This is a genomic window from Actinomyces procaprae (assembly GCF_004798665.1).
Taxonomy (GTDB): domain Bacteria; phylum Actinomycetota; class Actinomycetes; order Actinomycetales; family Actinomycetaceae; genus Actinomyces; species Actinomyces procaprae.
Map to the genome: position 1 here is coordinate 138,829 of NZ_CP039292.1, position 20,976 is coordinate 159,804.

The window sequence follows — 20,976 nt, forward strand, 5'->3', positions numbered from 1 at the left end:
GGGAAGCTCGGCCGTCCGGGGTCGGTCCTGGTGTAACGGTCCCGTGGGTCGCCCCGTGGTGCTGGGTGGGCGTGCTTGGGCGGGCGTGCTGCGAGCCTTTGCCCTCTGTTGCGATGTTTTGCACCCTGGTGCACGGCGAATTGCCGTGCACCAGGGTGCAAAAGCTCGTGGTAGAGCCTTGAGACCGTGTCATAGGCCGGCGGCGGCAGTGTTCCCGCCGTCGTCCACTTATGACCTCCGGTTCGCGGCCTCCTGCTCACGCGTGCTGGACGACGGCGCCAGCTCGGAGCGGGCCGCCCGCGGATCGCGGCCCCGCAGCCGGTTGATGTAGCGCTGGTACCAGGCCAGTGCCAGACCGAGGAACACGACCACGCCGCCCACGTTGTACACCAGCGTCAGCCACAGCGGCTGATCCAGCGGCGTCGTGCCGGCGATGAACACGAAGGCGAACACGGCCAGCAGGAACACCGCCACCGCCAGCCCCACCGGCCGTGAGCCCATGCGGAACTCCCGGGGCGCGGCGTCGTAGCGCAGGCGCAGCACCAGGTAGGCCAGCAGGATCAGCAGCGGCGGGATGAGCGCCGTGGCCGCGGTCATGTTGATGACAATCCCCAGCAGGTCGTTGATGTTGCTCGAACCCAGCGCCGGGATGATCAGGATCGGCACCACGATGGCGAACTGCAACCAGGCCGCCCGCCACGGAATGCCCTGCTCATTGAGTTCGACGATCTTCCCGCCGAACACACCTCGGGGGATCTCGGAGAAGAAGATCTTCACCGGGGTCGAGGTCCACATCAACAGCGAACCGAGCGTGGCCGCGAGCAGCACCAGCCCCACCACCCGGAAGGTGAGCGCCGCCGGCACCCCGAAGTGCTCGCCGACCGCCCCCATCACCACGAACAGGCCATTGGAGTAGTCCAGGCCCCCAGTCGGTACGAACACGTTCATCAGCAGAGAGGCCACCGCGTACAGCAGGCCGATCATCAGCCCGGCCGCAACGATCGTGCGCACGAATGCCTTCACCCCGCCGCGCAGGTCGTTGAGGAACACGCCCACCGACTCCGCGCCGCCCACGCCCTGGATGATCCAGGCCAATGTCCCCAAGAACGCCCAGGTAGTGGCGAAGGAGGATGTGTCCGGACGCAGTGCCCGCAGGGTGATGGGGGAGGCGGGCTCCACGCCGCCGATCAGGGCCGCCAGTGAGGCGACGATGAACACGCCCGTCAGCACCAGCACCGCCGACGCGCCGATCGAGGTGATGGTGCCGATCCACTTCGCCCCCTTGGTGGACACCCAAGTGGCCAGGGCGAAGATCGCGATGGACAGCACCGTGATCAGCCACGGTGACATCTCCCTGTCCCCGCCGGTGAGCAGGTAGGAGGTGAACACCAGGATCAGCGGCAGCAGGGAGGCGAAGTAGAACAGGTTGACGAACCAGTAGCAGAACGCCGTCATGAAGGCCCAGCGCCCGCCCATGGAGGTCTTCACCCACTGGTAGACGCCGGACTCCGAGGAGCGGTTCATGGCCACGAACTCGGCGATGATCAGCGTGAATGGAACGAAGTACAGCAGTGTGGCCAGGAAGAAGGCCGGCGCCGAGGCCAGGCCGATCGCAACGTTGTTGTTGATGACGTTGCGGATGTTGAAGACGGCGGAGACCGTCATGGTCAGCAGCGCGAACTGGCCGATCCGCGCCCGAGTGTCGGAAGACGAAGACATGGTGCAGTCCCTTGTTCATGTGGATAAGTGCGGCCCCACGGCGTTACTCGCGTGTCAGGCGGGTCCACTGGCGACGACGAGAGGTGTCGCCTCGTCGCGGCGTCCGGGCCGTCGGCGTGACCAGGAGGTCGCGGCCAGAGCCGCGCCGCAGGAAAAGCGTGGGGTTTGCGGTTGATAGGACGGTGGATGCACGGCGCCGACGGCGCCTCGGTTCGGTTACTTGTTGGGGAAGGAGGCCTCCTCGACGGTGACGCGGATGATGGCGGCGTCGCCGCTGCCGGGAAGCAGCCGGAACGCCTCGGAGACGTCGACCACGCCGATCCCCCCGGCGGGCACGGTCACCGTGCGCAGCGTCTCGGCGGCCTCGTGCACCTCCCGGTCGGTGAGGTCGTCATAGGGGGTGCGCACGGGGGCGATGGCGACCGGCGCCACCTGCACGGTCAGATCGGCGTCGACGGCGTGCAGCACGTTCAGGTAGCGGCGCGAGGCGACCAGGCCGTCACCGGCGTCCCAGGCGGCCAGCAGGCGGGCGGCCGAGTCCCTCCAGTAGGTCAGGGAGTCGCCCACCGAGTACGCCACTGCGGGCCGGATTGCCGGTAGGCGGTCTATCGCCTGGCAGACCCGCCGCCACTTCTTGACGGCGCCGCGCTCGCGGGCCAGCGAATCGAGGTCGCAGAAGACTCGCATCGGTTCACGCTCCTGTTCCGGGGGCTGCGGGGGTTGTGGAGGACTCGGTTGCCGTGCCCGTCCCGGGCAGGCCGGATGCGGACTCGCCGGCCCCTCCGGTCGGAGCCGCCCCGTCGGCGTCGCCGCCGTCCAGGGGGATCAGGTCGAAGGCGAAGGAGAAGTCCTCCAACCGGGTCCGGTAGGCCTCCAGCACCTCCGAGCCCCACGAGTTGGATCCGAGCCCGAGTACACGGTGGTTGACGTTGACGGTCACGTTCTCCCGGGGCACCAGATCGGTACGGTGGCGGGCGGCGTCGATGTCCTGGCACGTCCAAGGCCACACCGAGAAGTCGAAGTCCTCCGGCGGCTCGCAGGCGCCAGGCAGCGGGGTACGGGCCAAGGCCAGGCCCGCGCCGTCGGCGTCGGTGAGCGTCAGCCAGCGCACCCCGCCCCGGTTGGCGCAGTCCTGCGGCACCACGTAGGGGGTCTGCATCTCCTCCACGGTGGCGCTCCAGCGGCCCACGACGGCGGCCGCGCGGGAGTCGGGGTAGTTCTCACCCGGGCCCAGCCCCAGCCACTCGACCGTCCGGGCGTAGCCGGGGGCCTCCAGGGTGAGGCCGATGCGCGGAATGATGTCGTGGTAGTCGCCCCAGGCGCGACCGACGGCGCCGACGCTCACCGTGGAGCCGGTGACCGTGTAGCTCAGGTCCACCTCGAAGCCCAGCGCCTGCGCGGGCGGACCGATGATTTGCGCCACCTCCACGACAACGGCGTCCCCCTCCCGCCGCAGCACCACCGACCGGGTGGAGGTCTGCATCAGCTGCAGGTGGCGGCCGGACCACAGCGCATCGAACTCCTGCTGGTGGTTGTCGATCAGCGGCGTCCAGAAGCCGACTGCGGGCGGCGCCGCCAGCACCCGTCTGCCGCCGCGCACCCAGGAGGTCAGGGCGCCGGTGACGATGTCGAAGCGGAGCTCCTGCTCCACTCCGAAGATGACGAACTCGTCCCCCTGGGCGCGCACCTCCATGCGGGAGGTGGCCGGGCGCAGGTGAACCGCGGCGTCGGGGCCGGCGTCGTCGGCGACGACGAACTGGTACACGCCCAGCTCATATCCCTCTGGCGCCCAGGGCGGGCGGGCTGTGGAGCGCACACGCACCCGCAGGTGGGTCAGACGCCCCGCCTCGACATCCACCGGCAGGACCTGGCGCATCTCCTGCTGCGGTGCCAGCGGCCCCGGCGCGAGACGACCCAGCGGCTCGGCGACGCCGTCGACGACCCGCTCCAGGTCCAGGACCACATCGGCGGCGTCGGTGAAGAACCGGCCGTTGCGCACCCGCAGCTCGCCCTCCTCCCAAACCACGCCGATCGGGCAGATCACCTGCTTGTACTCGGCCAGGCCCGGGCTCGGCTCCTGCCAGGGGAAGACGAGCCCGTCGATGCAGAAGTTGGAGTTATGCGGGTAGTCGCCGTGATCGCCGCCATAGGAGTGGTACTCGCGGCCGTCCGCGGTCTGGGCCACCAGCCCCTGGTCGCACCACTCCCAGATGAACTGGCCCTGGATGGAGTCCCAGCGGTCGATGACCCTCTGATACTCCGCCAGGCCGCCGGGGCCGTTGCCCATGGCGTGGCCGTACTCGCACAGGATGCGCGGCTTGGGGTGCGGGTGCTCGCCGAAGTCGTTCATCTGCGACACGCGCGAGTACATGGTGGAGACCAGGTCCACGCATTCGGCGTCCCGGTCCTCCTCGTAGTGCACCGGCCGCGCATCCAGCTGCTTGCAGCGGGCGTACATGGCGCGGATATTGCAGCCGAAGCCGGACTCATTGCCCAGTGACCAGGCCACAATGCAGGCGTGGTTGCGCTCCTGGATCACCAGCCGCTCGATGCGGTCCACGAAGGTCGGCTCCCAGGCGGGATCGTCGGTGATGCGGGCGATGTCGCCGGTGTTCTCGAAGCCGTGGGTCTCCAGGTCGGTCTCGGCCATCACCAGCAGGCCCAGCTCGTCGCACATCTCGTAGAAGCGCGGGTCGTTGGGGTAGTGGGAGGTGCGCACCGCATTGATGTTGTGCAGCTTCATCAGCTCCAGGTCCCGGCGCACCCGTGCCATGCCGACGGCCCGGCCGCGGCGGTCGTCATGGTCGTGCCGGTTGACCCCACGCATCTTGAAGTAGGTGCCGTTGAGCAGTAGGCGGCCGTCCTCGATGCTCACTTCGGCAAGGCCCAGGCGGTGCGGTACGGTCTCGGCGACGGTGCCGTCGGCGTCGTGCACAGACATGACCAGGTCGTACAGGGCGGGGGACTCCGGGCTCCAGGTGCGCGCCTCGGGCACGTGCAGGGTGCCGGGGGCGTCGTCGTCGGCGATGCCCTCCAGGCGGGTGCCGTCCGGGCCGGTAAGGGTCAGGCGGACGTTGCGGGCGGCGCGGGTGCGCACCGCCACCGTCACCTCCGCGCCGCCGTCGTCGCTCAGGCGGGTGGTGACGTGGAAGTCCTCCAGCCGCGCGGCCGGGCGGACCATCAGGTAGACGTCGCGGAAGATCCCCGACGCCCACCACATGTCCTGGTCCTCCACATAGGTGCCGTCGCTGAACTGGAGGACCTTGACGGTCAGCAGGTTGGCGCGCCGGGTCAGCAGTTCGGTCACGTCGAACTCGGCGCTGAGCCGGGATCCCTTGGTCATGCCGACGAAGGCGCCGTTGAGGTAGATCTCCGCGTAGGAGTCGACCCCGTCCAGGCGCAGCACCGCCTGCTCGCCCGGGGCCAGGACGGGTCGGAGCAGTTCGCGCTGGTACACGCCCGTCGGATTGTGCGAGGGGACTTCCGGCTGCCTGACCGGAAAGGGGAAGCCCTCGTCGGTGTACTGCAGCGGACCGTGTCCGTCCACCTGCCACAGGTGAGGGACGCGCACCCGCCCCCATTCGGGGTGGGGTACGGCCAGGTGTTCGGCGCGCACCCGGCGGGGGGAGTCGAACAGGCGGAAGAACCACAGACCGCTCAGGTCCGTGAATCCCCGGGAACGTGCCCGGTCCCGGGTGGCGGCCGCCTCGGGGGAGTCGTATCCGAAGAAGTAGGCCCGTGCCGGCAGACGGTGCCGATGGGGCAGCCCCGGGTTCTCCCAGTCATTCGCATGCACCATTGACGTGCTCCTTTGACGATGGAACCGCTTCCACGCTTTTGTGGAAGCGGTTCCACAATGTAGGGGTACGTTGCACGGAGCGCAAGTGGGATGCAAGAATCGATATGTTCGAGCAAGATGAGCCCGTGACTTCTCCGGGCAGGCGCGTGACCATCGCCGACGTCGCCCGCGCCGCGGGCGTGGCGCCGTCGACGGTTTCGCGCGCGCTGAACGGTTCTCCCAAGTGCAAGCCGGCCACGCGCGAGCGCGTCATGCGAGCCGTGGAGCAGACGGGCTTCGTCGTCAACCGGCGGGGGCGAGCGCTGGCTGTGGGCCGCTCGGAGGCGATCGCCCTGCTGTTCACCGACCCCTTCGCCGAACTGTTCACCGACCCCACCTATGCGCGCCTGTGCGATGGGATCGTCTCGCGACTCGCGGACGGGCCCAACCTGCCGATGATCCTGGAGGCGGCCACGCCTGCGGAGCGTGAACGTGTGCTTGAGCATGTCGGGCGGGGCGCCGTGGACGCCGTCATCGTCATCACGCCTTATGCGGGCCGTGAGTTGCTGGACCGACTCGCCGAACTGTCGGTGCCTGTGGTGCTGTGCGGCCAGTTGGAGGGGGATCCCTACCGGGGGGTCTTCTCCACGGTCTACTCCGACGACGTCATGGGCGCCGCCCTGGCCGCCCGGGCGCTGGAGGAGGTGGGACGAGAAGCGCCCGTCAGCGTCATGGGTCCGGCCGACAACCCTGCCTCCGTCGACCGTATCCGCGGCTACCGGCGCGTACTCGGCTCCCGCCTGGGCGATGAGCGGGTTGTCCACACCGGCTGGGACCAACTCAGCGGGCATCGGGCCATGCGTGAGATTCTCGCCCGCGGCATCGGTTTCGACGCAGTGCTGGCGGGATCGGACCGCATCGCGGTCGGGGTCATCGAGGCCCTGCGGGAGGCCGGACGGGATGTGCCCGGCGAGGTGTCGGTGGTCGGATTCGACGATCACCCCCTGGCAGCTCAGTATGAGCCGGCGATCACCACGGTGCATCAGCCGCTGCGGGAGGAGGGGAAGCGCGCCGCCGAGATGGCGGTGGACATGATTGACGGCGTGGAAGCCCAGACGGTGGTCATGGACATGTACCTGGTGGAGCGGGACACGGTGTGATTGCCGGCCAGGTGGGGCCGGGTTGTCTCTCCCGGCCCCACCGGCCCGTGGCGTCGAGGGGAGCCTCCCCGGGGTTCCCATCCCCGGGGGCTCTCGCCTCCTTCGCCGGAGCGGACCTGCACGGGCTCCCATATACCCGGCCTGTCCTCGGTGGTGGGTCGGTCAGCGGGCTCCCCAACCCTCGCGACCCGCACCGTCCGGCGGCAGAACTCATATAACTCGTCCCACCTGAACGCTCGCCCCCGACAGACCTTGGAAAACGCGGGGAAGTTCGGCCGTCCGGCGCCGTCCCGTCCCTCCCGCCGCCTGCCCCTGTCGCGGCGCGGGCAGCGCTCCCCATGGCCCCGGCCGCGCCCGAGCCGTTACTGTTCTGCAAGAATGCTCCGGAGGTGCCCGTGTCCGATCTGATTGTCCGCTGGGGCGGCCTGCGCGCCGTCGCGGCCCTTGCTGTCAAGATTCTGATCGTCATCGTGCTGGCTCTCGTGGTACCGCTGCTCGCCCTGGACCCGTTCGGCGCCACGCACGCCCCGGCGGTCGAGATCCATGATGAGGCCGAGGTGGTCGACGACGAGGCCCTCCGGTCCTCCCTGGAGGGCATCGGCTTCCGGCGGGACATCCGCCTGGCCGTGTTCACCACCGACGACGTCGACCCCTACGCCAAGTCCGACAACGTCTTCAACGACGCCGTCCTCGACTACGCGCTGAATCGGCAGCCGTCCTGGATCTCCACCACAGACCCCGACTACTGGGCCGACGGCCTGGTGATCCTCGCCGTATCTCCGCAGGGGCGCTGGGTCGGCTGCTACTTCGGTGAGGACGTCAAGGTGGACCTGCGCACTCAGCAGCAGATCCAGGACGCCGCGAAGGGCTCCTTCCGCGTGGGGCGCTGGGACGTCGGCTTGCAGACCATGGCGCAGCGCACCGCCGACTCGCTCGGCAGGCCCATAGCGTCCACGGAGATGACGGTGTTCGTGGCGTTCATGAGCCTGGCCGCCGCCCTTGTACTGCTGGCGTGGATGTTCTGGTCCCGCCACGAGGCGCGCGACGCCTACACGCAGGCACGCCGTCACTTCACCCGGATCACCACCGACTACGACGCCACCCAGATCCGTGCCGGCACCATCCCCGCCGACGACGCCCACGGAGCCCAGGTGCTGGCCCGCTTCGCCTGGTTCGAGGAGCGCTATGCGGGACTGGCGCGCCTCTTCGGCGACTTCGGCTCCCCGCGCGGCGCCCAGTGGTTCATGGGCGGCCAGCGGCGGCGCGCCCAGGTGCTGGCCGTCAGCGCCAAGGAGTTGGACAAGGTCGACGACGTCATCGCCGCCGCCTCCGCCTTCCTCACCCTCGGCCCCGGCTGGGACAAGGCCTGGGAGAACGAGAAGGGGCCGGTGCGTGAAGACCTCGCCTCCTACACGGACCTGTGCACCTCCGTTGCCGAAAGCACCCGGCTCGCCCACGTGAGCTTCGACGTCGAGGCCGACCGCGCCTGGATCCGGAGCCGTGAAGACCGGCTCGCAGCGATGACCTTCGAGCTGGTACTGCGCAGGATCACGCCGTCGGCCGCCCTGAGTGAGCTCGACGTGATCGCCGCGGACGTGCATCACCGCTGCGAGAGCCTGGCCCGGCGCGCCCTGGAGGCGGACACCTCGAGCCTGGGCCAGGAACGGCTCAACCGCTACGAGCGTGCGCGCCGGGCGGACGCCTACCGCAGCGGTGGCTCCGACTACCAGGGCTGGTGGTCCACTTCCCGCAGCGGCCGTGTGCAGTACAACCCCGCCACCACAATTCGCGTCAACTCCAAGTCGGCGGGCCTGCGTGCCCCGGGCCTGTTCGCCTCCGGCACCGGCCCGATGCCGGGGTTCTCCAGCCCGGTTGCCGGCCTGGTCACCGGCTACAGCAAGGCGTCCACCTACACGCCCCCTTCATCGAGCGGGGGTGACTTCTCCGGGTCCGGCTCCTCCAGCCACTTCAGCGGTGGTGGTATCAGTGGCGGCAGTAGTTTCCACGGCTCCGGCTCTTCCTCCCGCTTCTGAGCGGGCCGGCATTACTGGGGGTATCCGTGTCCGATCTGATGGTCCGCTGGGGCGGCCTGCGCGCGGTGGTATCGCTCGCGGTCAAGTGCTTGGCCGTCGTTGCGCTTGGCCTGGTGATTCCGCTGTACATCGTGGCGCCGTTCGGCGCCACGCACGCCCCGGCGGTCGAGATCCATGATGAGGCCGCGGTGGTCGACGACGAGGTCCTCCGGTCCTCCCTGGAGGGCATCGGCTTCCGGCGGGACATCCGCCTGGCCGTGTTCACCACCGACGACGTCGACCCGGATTCCGAGGTCGACACTGTCCTCAACGACGCCGTCCTCGACTACGCGCTGAATCGGCAGCCGTCCTGGATCTCCACCACAGACCCCGACTACTGGGCCGACGGCCTGGTGATCCTCGCAGTGTCCCCGCAGGGGCGCTGGGTCGGCTGCTACTTCGGTGAGGACGTCAAGGTCGGCAAGTACACCGAGGGGAGGATCCAGGACGCCGCCAGGGGCTCCTTCCGCACGGCGCAGTGGGAGGCCGGCCTGGAGGCCATGGCCCGGCGCACCGCCGACTCGCTCGGCAAGCCCATCGCCTCGGCGCGGGCGGCGGTAGTCGTGACCTGCCTGAGCATCGCCGCCGCCCTCGCCCTGCTCGGGCTGGTCTTCTTCTGCCGCTACGCGGCGCGCGGCTCCCAGCGGCGGGCCCGGCGGTACTTCGCCCAGGTAACCGCGGACTACGACGCCACCCAGATCCGTGCCGGCGCCGTCCCCGCCGCCGACGCCTACGGCGCCCAGGTGCTGGCCCGCTTCGCCTGGTTCGAGGAGCGGTACATGCAGCTGGTGCGGCGGTTCCGCGAGTTCGGTGAGCCCCGTGGCGCCCAGTGGTTCACCTTGCGCTGCTTCACGGATGCCGCGGAGCTGGAGGGCAGGGCGGAGGAACTGGACCGGCTCGACGACGTCATCGCCGCGGCCTCCGCCTTCCTCACCCTGGGCCCAGGTTGGGAGAAGGCGTGGGAGAACGAGCTGGGCCCGGTGCACGAGGACCTCGGCTCCTACGCCGCCCTGTGCGCCTCCGTGGCCTTCAGCACGCTGCGGGCCAAGGTGAGCTTCGACGTCGGGCCGGACCGGGCCGTGGTCCAGGAGCGGCGCAACCGGCTGGCGGGAATGACGAGCGACTTGGCCTCCGGGGCGCTGACGCCGTCGGCGGCCCTGGACGAGCTCGATGCGATCGCCGTGGACGTCCACTACCGCTGCGACGACCTGGCCCGGCGGGCACTGGCCGCCGACACCTCCAAGCAGGGGCGCGAGCGGCTGGCCCGCTATGAGCAGGACTATGCGCGAGGCAAGTACGCCGACGGGGGCGCCGAATACCAGGGCTGGTGGTCCAGCTCGGCGCGCAGCGAGCGCCACTACTACGACCCGGCCACCACCATCCGCATCAACTCCAAGTCAGTGGGCCTGGAGGCCCCGGGCCTGTACGAGTCGGTTGTGCGCGGGCGGGGCGTGCCGACCGCGGGCCTGTACGGCGCCGATCAGCACTCGCCGGGAGCGGGCACGCCGAGCGCCGGCGCGGCGCCGCTGTTCTTCCGTCCCGTCGGCGCCCTGGTCACCGGTTACAGCGAAATCGCCTCGCCCGCGGCCGGGTCCGCCTCCGGCGGCTGGTCCGGCTCCTCAAGCGGCTACGGCGGCGGCTTCTCGGGTTCCGGCTCCAGCTCCCGCTTCTGAGGCCGACGACGGTGCTGCGCGGCCGGCCGGGAGGGCGCGCGTGGAGCCGGCCGCCTCTGGTGCGGGCGCGGCGCCTGCCGTAGGCGGTTGCCGCGGCCCGCAGGGGTCGGGCGGTCGTTGCCGGTCCCACCCGGTAGGCTGGCGCGCATGTCGAAGAAGAACCGCCAGCGGCGTCGCGACGACCGCAAGGCCGCCAAGAAGCAGCAGATCCCCTTCGTGGCCCGACCCTTCGAGGGGCTTGCGGCCGAGCAGGACCTGGTGGCGATGATGCAGATCATCCCCGCCGCATCCCTGACGGTGCGCCTGAACGCCGACCACGGCGGCCAGGAGGTCCAGCTGGTCACGCTCCTGCCGGAGCTGGCCCGCTCCCTCAAGCGCGCTGACGGTCAGGTGCTCGTGGCCATGCAGACCACCGTGCACTCCGGGGATGCCAGCCGTGACGTGGCTGCCGCCCTGCTGGACGCCCTCGACCTCGAACCGGGAACCGGCCTGCCGGCCAGCGGCCTGCCCGAGCCGGGCGAGCGCCTCCAGGACATCCTCGATCCCGATGACACCGCGCGCATCCGGGTGCACGAGTCCTTTGACTTCTGGCTCACCGCCGAGCAGGCGGAGCAGCCCGAGGCGGCGCAGATCGTGGAGGATGCCAAGAGCGAGATCGCCCCGACCGTGCCGGTGCCCGGCGTTGAGAACGCCTACTGGTGCCGCATGAACGGCAAGGAGTTCGTCCGCTGGGTGCGTGGCGAGGATGAGGACGCCTTCTTCAACGCCTTCGCCCGCATCCACGCCGCCCGCGCATCCGACCTGGAGGAGGGGGCCCGTTTCCTCGGGGCCTTCCGCGCCTGCGGCCTGGCCATCCCCGTGTGGGAGCTGGTGCCCGGCACCGAGGCCGAGGAGCTCACCGAGCCCATGCGTGCCATGGCGCAGCGGCTGGAGGCCGCCCTCGCCGAGGACGGCCCGCTCGACGCCGAGGCCCGCCGGGCCAAGGCCGGCATCATCTCCCGTCAGGTGAACCTGTAAGTGTTAGGCGCGCGGCGTCGGCCTCAGGCGTAGCGGCGGGCCACCGCCACCGCCTGCGGCCCGTAGCCGCCCCCGAACAGGAACACGTGGATCATCAGCAGGTGCAGCTGGTGCAGTCCCACGCGCTCGCGCCAGCCATCCGCCAGCGGTGAGGCCTCGTGGTAGCCGGCCACGATCCGCTCCAGATACGGCTGCCCGAACACGCCCAGGGCCGCCAGGTCTGTCTCCGCGTGCGCACCCTGGGCGAGCGGGTCGATCAGCACGCCCACGGTTCCGCCCGCCCCATGGTCCGCGCCGGCGGGAGCCCAGTCGGCGACTTCCGCCGTCGGCACCCACAGGACGTTGCCGGTCCACAGGTCGCCGTGCGTGCGCGCGACGGCGACGGCGTCGCCCCGCGCGGCGGCGGCGTGGCGGGTGAGGCGGGGCTGGGCGGAGTCGAATTCGCCGTCGGCCAGGCGCTGGCAGACCCGCTCCAGGACGGCGGCGTCGGCGGCGGAGAGCGTGCCCGCATCCCGTCCCGGGCGGATGTAGGGGGCGATGCGGTCCGCGGCGTAGAACTCGCCCCAGCGGCGCGGCGTTCCGGAGTCGACCGCGTGCGGGCGCAGGCGGATATCGCTGCGGCCCATCTGGGTGTGCCCGTCCCAGCCGGGCGGGGCGCACCCGAAGGCCGGCGCCCCGGCGGCGTGGGTGACGGCCAGCGCCCGCCCGAAGGCCTCCGCCGCCGCCGGCGTCACCCGAGAATCGGTGAGCCGCGGCTCCTCGATCCAGCCGTCGCCGACGCGTGCCGGGACGACGCAGGCGCCGCCGTCGGCCATGGCCCGGCCGAGCCAGGCCAGTCCCTGCGCCTCCAGGCGGGTGGCGCCGGGCAGATCGTCCTGCTTGCGGATGGTGGGCCGGTGAGCGTGCACCCGCCCAGCATCCCACGCGGCCGTGCTCAGGTGGTTGAGGCCCGGTAGACCTCGGCGATCGAGGCCTCCAGGGCGGCGTCGAACTCCGCCTGGGTCTGTGAGGCGTCCAGGCCCTCCAGCAGGGCGCGGGAGAAGCTGGCGATCAGGCCCCGGTTGCGGGCCAGGCGACGGTTCGCCTCGGCGCGGGTGTAGCCGCCGGACAGGGCCGCCACGCGGGCGACGCGCGGGTGGCGCATGAGCGCGTGGTAGAAGTCCGTGACCGAGGGGATGGTCAGCTTCAGCACGACGTCGCGGCCGTCAGGCAGGTCATCCAGGTGGGCGTTGAGGGATGCCAGCAGGAGCAGCTCGATGCCGGTCTTGTCCGGGGCGTGGATGTCCACCTCGGGCTCGATGATGGGGGTGAGCCCGGCGTCGAGGATCTGGTTCGCGATCTCGAACTGCTGGTCGACGACGGCGGCGACGCCCTGGGTGTCGGCGTGCAGGATGACCGAGCGCATCTTCGTGCCGAAGACATGCTTGTTCACGGCTTTGGCCAGCGTGTCCTCCAGGTCCGGGATGGGCTTCATGGTGCGGGCGCCGTGAGCCTCCTCGGCCAGGCCCTTGTCCACCTTCAGGAAGGGCACGATGCCCTTGACGTCCCACAGGTAGTCGGCGGTGGGGCGGGCGTCGACCTCCGAGTCGAGGGTGCGCTCGAACAGGATGGCGGCGAGGATGCGCTCAGAGGTGAAGGCGGGGCTGGTCATGACGCGGGTGCGCATGGCGTGGACCAGGTCGAACATCTCCTCCTCGCTGCTCCACGCGTTGGGTTCGATGCCGTAGGCCTTCAGGGCGCGCGGGGTGGATCCGCCGGACTGGTCGAGGGCGGCGATGAAGCCGGCGCCGTGGCGGATCCGTTCCATCTGCTGGTTGCTTCGTTCGGTACGCGGTTGGGTGGACATGGCGTGCCTCCTGGCTGGATTGTGCGGGTGCTCGGGACGACGTTGTCGCGGCGTTGGCGGCTGTGCCAGCTCGGGCACAAACCATTATATGTGAGAACGGTTCTCATATAAAGGGGGTGGCGGGGTGGGCTGCGCGGTGGGCGCGGCTGCGTAGATGTCCGCCGTCCGAGGGAATGCGAGGGTGACCGCGCGCCCCGAAATACGGCCCGGTCCGTGCTCGTATGGGGGAATGTGAGGGTGACCGCGCGCCCCCGAAATACGGCTCGGTGTGTGTTCGTGTGGGGGGAATGCGAGGGTGACCGCGCGTCCCGAAATACTGCTCGGTCCGTGCTGGGGGCTGTTGTGCGAGGTCTGCTCAGGCGGCCGCGACCGATGCGGCGCGCGCGGTGGGCAGCACCTCCGCGGCGAAGACCCTCCCGGGCTGCCCGAGTATGCCTTCCCTCCCGCAGAATCCCAGGGTGAACCAGATGGTCTCCACCGTGCCGGCGAGTCGCTCGCCACAATCCCGCCGGGAGTCACCGCGGGATGCCTGCACTGACCGCCTCCATGCCATGTACTCGGCCGGCTCGCCATTCGGGCCGCCCAGGATGTTCAGCTCGTAGTCGCCCAGGTCTTGCTGTGCCACCTGCTCGATGTCGCCCCATGCGGTGGGGGCGCCGTCGGCGCCGTTCGGGGCTCCGCACGCCGCCGCCCAGTGCGGTGCCAGTGCCTCCACCAGCCCGGGCACGACCGGGTCGGTGCTGATCCGGCCCAGCCATACGGCGACCTCCTGGCTGGGGCTGGACGAGGAGAGGCTGAGGGAGTCGAATACGGCGTCGTGCATGGACAGCAGGTCCGGGCGGGAGTCGCTTGCATCGGTGGTCGGCGTCTCCCACCGTCCTCGGGTGTTCAGGGCGTGAAGCCCCAGGGCGAGTTCATACAGACGCCCGAGTCCGACGGCGAGTGTGGTGGTGACGGAGTCGCGATTGGTCTCAGACAGGCCGCCTTGGCGCAGCACACGCACTCCGGTGGCAAGCAAGTCGCGTGCTGTCACGGATCGGAAGCGGAGTTCGAGGTCCTGCTGTGCCGATAGCGTCAGGGCGGTCATGACGTGAATGTTATGTTCTCGATGCGGGATCGTGGTGAGGCGCGCCGGGGTGTCGGGTGCTCGGGCGTGTGCCCGCCGGCCTCCGGTCCGGTTGCCCTGCTGCGGGCAGTGTCTCAGCACGCCTGAAGCGCCTTGCGCGGCGTGTGGCGAGCTACCATGGCGGGCAGGCCGACCGAATCGTCTCGTGTCGGGAGGGAAGCCGGTATGGCTGAGGCCAGCAGGGTAGGAAAAAGCGATGGCGGTGAGCCCGCTGTCCCGGACGCGTTGCACGCTCCGGAACCGGGCCGTGAAAGGTCAACAAGCGTGGCGGTTAGCGCGCCGCGCTATGCGGCGCTGCCCAGTCGCGACACGGCGCCAGAGGTCGCGCTGCGCCGCGCGTTGTGGCGAGCCGGCTTCAGATGCCGGGTGCAGTATGTGGTTCCGGGGCTACCACGAAGAAAGGTGGACATTGCCTTCACCAGGCAAAAGGTGGCGGTTCAGGTCGACGGCTGCTTCTGGCACGGGTGCCCGCAGCACTGCGTTCCGCCGACGAGGAACCCGGACTGGTGGAAGTGGAAGATCGCGCGTAACCAGGCCCGGGACAGGGACACCGATGAAAAGCTTGCGGCGCTGGGCTGGGATGTTGTGCGCGTGTGGGAGCACGAGCCGATCGACACGGCATTCGCACAGGTAGTTGCGCGGCTGGTTGGCCCTGCATAAGGGCACGTCCAGTACCGCATGCCCCATGCCGCGGTACTACGCGCCTGTCTACGCCAACGCTCCATCAGGCTTGCGCGCGCTGAACCACGGCGGGCCTGGCGTCGGCTCGAGGGAGTCCCCGCCGGCTCTACGCGTCCTCTGACCGGCAAAAACGTGCACTTCCGGTTTGGGGGTGTGGGGTTGTTGTGGCGGGCCGATCCGGGGTGTGGGCCGTCGGCCCTGTTATGTGGGTGCTTGGGTGGCGGTGTGCGGTCGGGCGTCTGCGTGCGTGGCCGTTGAGCCTGCCAGTTGGACCGCTTGTGCCCCCGTTGGACCGCTGTGCCCCCGTTGGACCGCCGTAGCCGCTGGTTACAGCGGTCCAACCGCGCGTGAGCGGTCCAACGGGGAGTGGGCGGTCCAACGGGGGCGTGAGCGGTCCAACGGGGCGGCACAAGACCCCGCCCGCCCCCTTCGGCTGCCGACAACCAGGCGCCCGGCACCGCGGGAACGGCCCTGGACGCTCGACTGCGCACAACAATCCTCACCGAGCACACGGGCCAGCCCGCCCGGAGGCACCCACATCGCCGGCACCGCCCCACCAGCGCAAACGACTCGCACAACACGGCGTAGCGGGGTGTCCAGATTCGGCGCGGGTGGGCCCGGCGTGCGCGCGCCGCACGCTCAGTCGTGGCGCTCTTTCAGAGACTTGGCGGAATCATGCGGAAAACACCTCAGCCGGTGAACGGGGTGCTCGGCTCCGGCGTGCGCCGACCCCTGCGGCGCACGCCGGAGCCGTTGGGGCTCCTTCAGCTCAAGGTCAAGAACGTTGAGATACCGGGCAAAACTCGCTGTCCTGCCGGAGCGGCAAGATGGCTGAGCGAGCGCTGTCCCCGGGAGTAGGCACCCGACCGGACCCTAGCCACCCGCCAACCACCCAACACCAACACCACCCACACCCGCGCCCAGCCACCCACACCCGCGCCCAGCCACACCCACCACGCCCCCAAACCGGAAGAGCACCAAAACGTCCTCGCCAGCCCGAAAACGACCTCGGACACCCGAGCACGACCACCCGCGGGCCCGAACCACCACACCCGCAAACGCGAAGAGCGGTGAAGGGCGTGCGGGGGCTGTGGGCATGGCGACGGGCGGGCGGGCACGGCGGACGGGCGGACACACGTGGTGCCCGCCCGCCGTGCCCGCCGCGGTTGCCGCCGCTGCGCCCGCCGGGTTTGCGCGCCGCGGTTGCTGCCGCTGCGCCCGCCGGGTTAGCGCGCCGCGGTCGTCTGCGCGCGCGCCTCGTCGCCGCCGGCGCGCAGCCGGTCGTTGGAACGCTCCACATCCAGGCGCGAGAGCAGGAACAGGATGATGCCGTTGACGATCGCCGGGATCCACAGGTACATGAAGTACAGCATGTTGATGGCCGACTCAGGCTGCACGGGGGCGTTGGCGATGTAGCCGCTCGCGGCCAGCAGCCAGCCCGCCAGCGCCGTGCCCAGGCCACCGCCTACCTTCACGCCCAGTGAGGTGCAGGAGAACATCAGCCCATCGATCCGCTTGCCCGAGCGCAGGAAGGTGTGCTCGGAGGCCTCCGCGATCAGCGCGTTGACGGTGCCCTGCAGTGGGCTCATGCCGATGGAGGCGATCCCGGAGCAGATCAGCATCAGTGGCAGGCTGCCCGCGTACGCCGCAGCCACCACTCCCAGCCGGCCGAGGACGGCGATGATGTAGCCGACGATATTCACCCGGTACATGCCGCCCACCCGGGACACCACCCAGGGGGTCACCAGCAGGCCGACGATAAGTGGAATGTTGATCGCCCAGGCGAATACGCCCAGCAGGTTCGCATCGCCCAGGATGTAGGTCATGAAGTAGATGCCCATGTTCAGCGTGGCGGTGAAGATCTGCGTCATCAGGAACACCACCAGGATGATCAGGTAGTACTTGTTGGCCAGCAGCAGCTGCATGGACTCCTTGAACGGGAGCTTCTCGGCGTCGGCCCCACTGGCGTCAGCGGCCGCGGCGCGCTCGGCGTCCTCGGCGGGCATGTCGGAGCGGTCGGCCAGCTCCTCGGGGGACAGCTCCCGCACGGACATCACCGACAGCGTGTTCACTGCCAGGCCGATCAGCGCGTAGATGATGGCGATGGTCCGCCAACCCTCGGCCCCGCCGCCCAGCAGCTCCACGCCCTTAACGGTGAAGGTCTGAATCAGCAGGCTCGTGCCGAAGGCGAACATGAACCGGATGGAGCCCATCTGCACCCGTTCGGCGCTGTTCTTGGTGATCAGCGCAGTCAGCGAGGAGTAGGCGATGTTGTTGGCCGTGTAGAACACCGAGTTCAGCAGCGTGTAGGCGATGAAGAACCAGGCGTACTTGGCGGTCTCGCCCAGGCTGGGCGGGATGGCGAAGACGGCGATGATCATCAGCGTGCAGCCCACGAATCCCCACAGCATCCAGGGGCGGGCCTTGCCCATGCGGGTGCGAGTGCGGTCCAGCAGGGTGCCGAAGAGGATGTCGGAGAAGCCGTCGAAGAACTTCGACAGCATCATGAGCGTGCCGATCACGCCGGGGTTCAGACCGGCGGTGTCGGTCAGGTAGATCATGACGAACGCGGACAGCAGCGCGTACACCACGTTCCCGGCCACGTCACCGGAGCCGTAACCGACCTTGTTGTACCACTTGAGGTACTTCTTCTCTTGCATCAGTTGACCTCACTGTGAGTCGTACCCGCGAGCGCCGATTCGCCGCGGGTGGTGGATGGAAGGAGGAAGAGGTGAATGCTGAGGTCCGTCAGGCGTGACGGGTCCACCCGGTAGACGTCCCGCAGGGCGGGGCCGCAGGAGGCCGAGCCGATGCCGGCCATGGCCCAGTCAAGGCACAGCACCGTGGCATCGCAGGGCCGCAGCTCCACATCGTGACGGGCGCGGGTGAGCTCCTCCTGGGTGTACCTGGAGGCGTTGAAGGACAGTGGCTGGAGGCCGGCTGCGGTCAGGCAGACGGCGTCGTCGCCGACAGTCACGTAGTCGCAGTCGGCGCGGCTGCCGCCCTCCTGCGGGCGCAGGTAGGGCACGTGCAGGCCGTCGACGTCGGTGCGGAAGGCGCCGTGGTAGGAGGCGCGATGCTTGTCCACGTAGCTCTCGTGCGGGCCGAGCCCGTGGTAGGCGACCGTCGTCATGGACGGCGGCAGGAACAGGCGCAGCCCCAGGCGCGGCAGCGGCGGGAAGGCCGGGTCGAGCATGACCCGCGCCTCGAGCTCGAGCAGCCCGGTGGGGGCGATGGTCCAGGTGCCCGCGGCCCGCAGCACCGGCTGCACCGCGGGCGCACCGACCGATGCCTCCACGTGCACGACGACGGCGTCGCCCCGCTCCTCGGCGTCCATCCGGTAGGTGCGGGTGGTGGTGCGGTGGTACTGGGCGGTCTCCCACTGCTTGCGCACCTCGGCGTCGTTGTCCGTGGGGGCGCGCCAGGTGTTGACCTCCATGGGCCGGGTCAGTAGGTTGCGTCCGCCCACGATGAGCCGGCTGGGCAGGCCGGTGCGGGCGTCGAACTCGTAGTTGAAGGACTCTCCGGCCACCACCAGTCCGGTCGGGCCCGCCGTCGTCAAAGTGGGGCGGATCGCCGTCGTGCGCGACGACGCCGCACCGGACAGCGCGGCCAGCCGGTCCAGTACGTGGTGGCGCGGGTGGGCGGTGGGCAGCGGCACCTCGTCGAAGCCCAGCTCGTGCCCGGCCTCCAGCAGCGGCACCGCGGTCTTGAGCCGGTAGGAGACCAGCAGGTGGCAGCGGCCGGACGCGGGCGCCTTCGCGGCGCAGGGGATGGTGACGGCGGTGTGCGGCGGCACCGAGCCCGGCAGCGGCAGGTCGCCCGAGTCGACGACGACGCCGTCGCGCCGCACCTCGTAGCGGACCTCCAGGTAGTCGGCCAGGTCGGTCGCGTCCAGGTCGTTGCGCAGCGTGAGGGTGCCGGCGTCGGCGTCGAAGCCGGTCACGCGCGCGGGCCGCTGCACGTTCTTCAGCTCCAGCAGTCCGGTGTGGGGGACGCGGTCGGGGGATACCAGCCCGTCCACGCAGAAGTTCCCGTCGTGCAGCTCCTCGCCGCTGTCCCCGCCGTACAGGTAGACGGGGCGTCCGTCGTCGGCGGTCCCGGCGCGGATGGCGTGGTCGCACCACTCCCACACGAAGCCGCCGCACATGCGCGGCTCGGCGAGGATCAGCTCCCAGTACTCCTCCAGGTCGCCGGGGCCGTTGCCCATGGCGTGGCAGTACTCCACCAGCAGGAAGGGCTTGTCCGGGTTCGCGTCCAGGTAGGCGTGCACCTCGTCCAGCCCCGGGTACATGCGCCCGTACAGGTCGATGCCGGAGTAGTCGTAGGTGCGCTTGGAGTCGCGGTAGAAGGCGCTTTCGTAGTGGGTGACGCGGGTGGGGTCGGCGGCCTTGATCCAGGCCAGCGCCGCCTCGAAGGTGCACCCGTAGGCGCACTCGTTGCCGGCCGACCAGGAGATGACGCTGGGACGGTTCTTCTCCCGCTCGACCATGGCGCGCACCCGGTCCAGGGTGGGCTCGGTCCACTCGGGGTTGTCGGCGATGGGCTCGTTCCAGTGCTCCACCTGGCTCTCCCAGGAGGAGTCGGCCAGGACGCGCACCTGCGTGCCGTGGGACTCGACGTCCGCCTCGGACATGACGAAGAACCCGTAGGCGTCGCACAGCTGGTAGAAGCGCGGGTCGTTGGGGTAGTGGGCGGTACGCACCGCGTTGATGTTGTGCTGCTTCATCAGGCGCAGGTCGCGCAGCATGTGCTCGACGCCGATCACCGGCCCGGTGACCGGGTCGGACTCGTGCCGGTTCACGCCGCGCAGGGTGACGGGGGCGCCGTTGACGTATAGGACGGCGTCCGCGGTGGTGACCTCGCGCAGGCCGACCTGCTCGGTGATGACCTCCCCGGGGGTGGCCAGGTGCAGGGTGTACAGGTAGGGGTCCTCCGCGCTCCACAGGTGCGGGGAGGCGACGTGCAGGACGGCGGTGTGGGTGTAGTGGGAGCCGGCGTCGGCGTCGTCCGCCGTGACTGCGGCGTCCGGCGTCGGAGCCTCCTGCCGCGGTTCCAGCTCCGCCGTGGCGACGACGGCGCCGGCGGCGTCGCACAGCTGCAGGCGGGTGGGGACGGGGGCGGCGTGGAAGGCGCCGCGGACGGTGACGGCGGCGGCGTCGTCGCCCAGTGCGGTGGTGACCGCGTAGTCGCGCAGGTGCGCGGCGGGGCGGTCCAGCAGGTAGACGTCGCGGAAGATGCCGCTGGTGCGGAACTTGTCCTGGTCCTCCAGGTAGGTGCCGTCACACCACTTGAGCACGAGCACGGCCAGCCGGTTGGTGCCGGGGATCAGGAAGTCGGTGACATCGAACTCGCTGGTGGCGTGGGCCACCTGGCTGTAGCCGAGGTAGCGGCCGTTGAGCCACACGTAGAAGCAGGAGTCGACGCCCTCGAACACCAGGTGGGTGAGTGGGGCGGCGGCCGGGGCGGTGTGCTCGAAGTCGAGCAGGTAGGTGCCGCAGGGGTTGTCCTGTGGGACGAAGGGTGGGTCGAGGGGGATGGGGTAGCGGAAGTTGGTGTACTGGTGACGGTCGTAGCCGCGGTGCTGCCAGCTGGAGGGGACCGGTATGCGGTCCAGGCCGGTGGTGGGGGCGTCGGGATCCCAGAAGCCGTCGGGGACGGCGTAGGGGCCCGGGTAGTAGGCGAAGGCCCAGTCGCCGTTGAGCAGGTCGAAGCGGTCGGAGGTCTCCCGCTGCCAGGGTGCGGTGCTCGCGGGGGCGGAGGCGGGAATGTAGTAGGCGCGTGGGGGCAGGACGCCCTCGTGCAGGACGTCGAGGTTCTCGTGGTGCCCGGGAAGGATCATCGCTGACTCTCCTGTGTGCGGCGGGCCGGGCGGGCTCGCCTGGGTTGATGCCTTCACGGCGT

At 70.1% G+C, this 20,976-nt stretch carries 13 protein-coding genes; 5 read left to right on the forward strand and 8 right to left on the reverse strand.

The genetic code is table 11. The features are described 5' to 3' along the window. Positions 1-228: 228 nt before the first annotated feature. From E4J16_RS00570 to E4J16_RS00580, 3 genes are all read right to left on the reverse strand, one after another. Complete coding sequence (locus tag E4J16_RS00570) at positions 229-1,719, reverse strand: amino acid permease (protein WP_136194304.1); 1,491 nt, start codon at positions 1,717-1,719, stop codon at positions 229-231. A gap of 216 nt (positions 1,720-1,935) precedes the next feature. Beyond that, positions 1,936-2,406, reverse strand: coding sequence for a NanQ anomerase/TabA/YiaL family protein (locus E4J16_RS00575; protein WP_136312946.1), 471 nt, complete (start codon positions 2,404-2,406; stop codon positions 1,936-1,938). Between the two features lie 4 nt (positions 2,407-2,410). Continuing rightward, positions 2,411-5,518: a glycoside hydrolase family 2 TIM barrel-domain containing protein gene (locus tag E4J16_RS00580; protein ID WP_136312947.1), complete on the reverse strand. Its 3,108-nt coding sequence runs from the start codon at positions 5,516-5,518 to the stop codon at positions 2,411-2,413. Between the two features lie 104 nt (positions 5,519-5,622). On the opposite strand from E4J16_RS00580, the gene E4J16_RS00585 reads away from it, so the two are divergent. The 4 genes from E4J16_RS00585 to E4J16_RS00600 all read left to right on the forward strand — a co-directional run bounded on the left by E4J16_RS00585 (position 5,623) and on the right by E4J16_RS00600 (position 11,419). Beyond that, on the forward strand, positions 5,623-6,657 hold the full coding sequence (locus tag E4J16_RS00585; RefSeq protein ID WP_168708200.1) for a LacI family DNA-binding transcriptional regulator: 1,035 nt from the start codon (positions 5,623-5,625) through the stop codon (positions 6,655-6,657). Between the two features lie 395 nt (positions 6,658-7,052). Next, positions 7,053-8,690, forward strand: coding sequence for a DUF5129 domain-containing protein (locus E4J16_RS00590; RefSeq protein ID WP_136312948.1), 1,638 nt, complete (start codon positions 7,053-7,055; stop codon positions 8,688-8,690). 26 nt (positions 8,691-8,716) lie between these two features. After that, positions 8,717-10,402, forward strand: coding sequence for a DUF5129 domain-containing protein (locus tag E4J16_RS00595; RefSeq protein ID WP_136312949.1), 1,686 nt, complete (start codon positions 8,717-8,719; stop codon positions 10,400-10,402). Between the two features lie 147 nt (positions 10,403-10,549). Then, the gene (locus E4J16_RS00600; protein ID WP_136194309.1) at positions 10,550-11,419 is read left to right on the forward strand and encodes a DUF5926 family protein; all 870 of its coding nucleotides are present in this window, start codon (positions 10,550-10,552) and stop codon (positions 11,417-11,419) included. A gap of 23 nt (positions 11,420-11,442) precedes the next feature. Here E4J16_RS00600 and E4J16_RS00605 read toward each other — a convergent pair whose 3' ends face one another. The 3 genes from E4J16_RS00605 to E4J16_RS00615 form a co-directional block, all read right to left on the reverse strand. After that, on the reverse strand, positions 11,443-12,327 hold the full coding sequence (locus E4J16_RS00605) for a fructosamine kinase family protein (RefSeq protein ID WP_136312950.1): 885 nt from the start codon (positions 12,325-12,327) through the stop codon (positions 11,443-11,445). A gap of 26 nt (positions 12,328-12,353) precedes the next feature. Next, positions 12,354-13,265 carry a fructose bisphosphate aldolase gene (locus tag E4J16_RS00610; protein ID WP_136312951.1) on the reverse strand — a complete coding sequence of 304 codons (912 nt, stop codon included), beginning with the start codon at positions 13,263-13,265 and terminating at the stop codon, positions 12,354-12,356. A 355-nt stretch (positions 13,266-13,620) separates the two neighbouring features. Next, positions 13,621-14,352 (reverse strand): hypothetical protein, encoded by a 732-nt coding sequence (locus tag E4J16_RS00615; RefSeq protein ID WP_136194312.1) that lies wholly within the window; start codon positions 14,350-14,352, stop codon positions 13,621-13,623. Positions 14,353-14,655: 303 nt separating this feature from the next. Between E4J16_RS00615 and E4J16_RS00620 the strand changes: the two genes are divergently transcribed. Further along, positions 14,656-15,051: a very short patch repair endonuclease gene (locus E4J16_RS00620; protein WP_240038195.1), complete on the forward strand. Its 396-nt coding sequence runs from the start codon at positions 14,656-14,658 to the stop codon at positions 15,049-15,051. A 1,247-nt stretch (positions 15,052-16,298) separates the two neighbouring features. Here E4J16_RS00620 and E4J16_RS00625 read toward each other — a convergent pair. Together E4J16_RS00625 and E4J16_RS00630 are read right to left on the reverse strand one after the other, a co-directional pair. Beyond that, a complete protein-coding gene (locus E4J16_RS00625; protein ID WP_136312953.1) occupies positions 16,299-17,732 on the reverse strand; it encodes an MFS transporter in 1,434 nt (477 codons plus the stop codon). Continuing rightward, entirely contained in the window at positions 17,732-20,914 is a 3,183-nt protein-coding gene (locus tag E4J16_RS00630; RefSeq protein ID WP_136312954.1) for a glycoside hydrolase family 2 TIM barrel-domain containing protein, read from the reverse strand. The genes E4J16_RS00625 and E4J16_RS00630 overlap by 1 nt, the downstream gene beginning before the upstream one ends. Between the last annotated feature and the right edge of the window lie 62 nt (positions 20,915-20,976).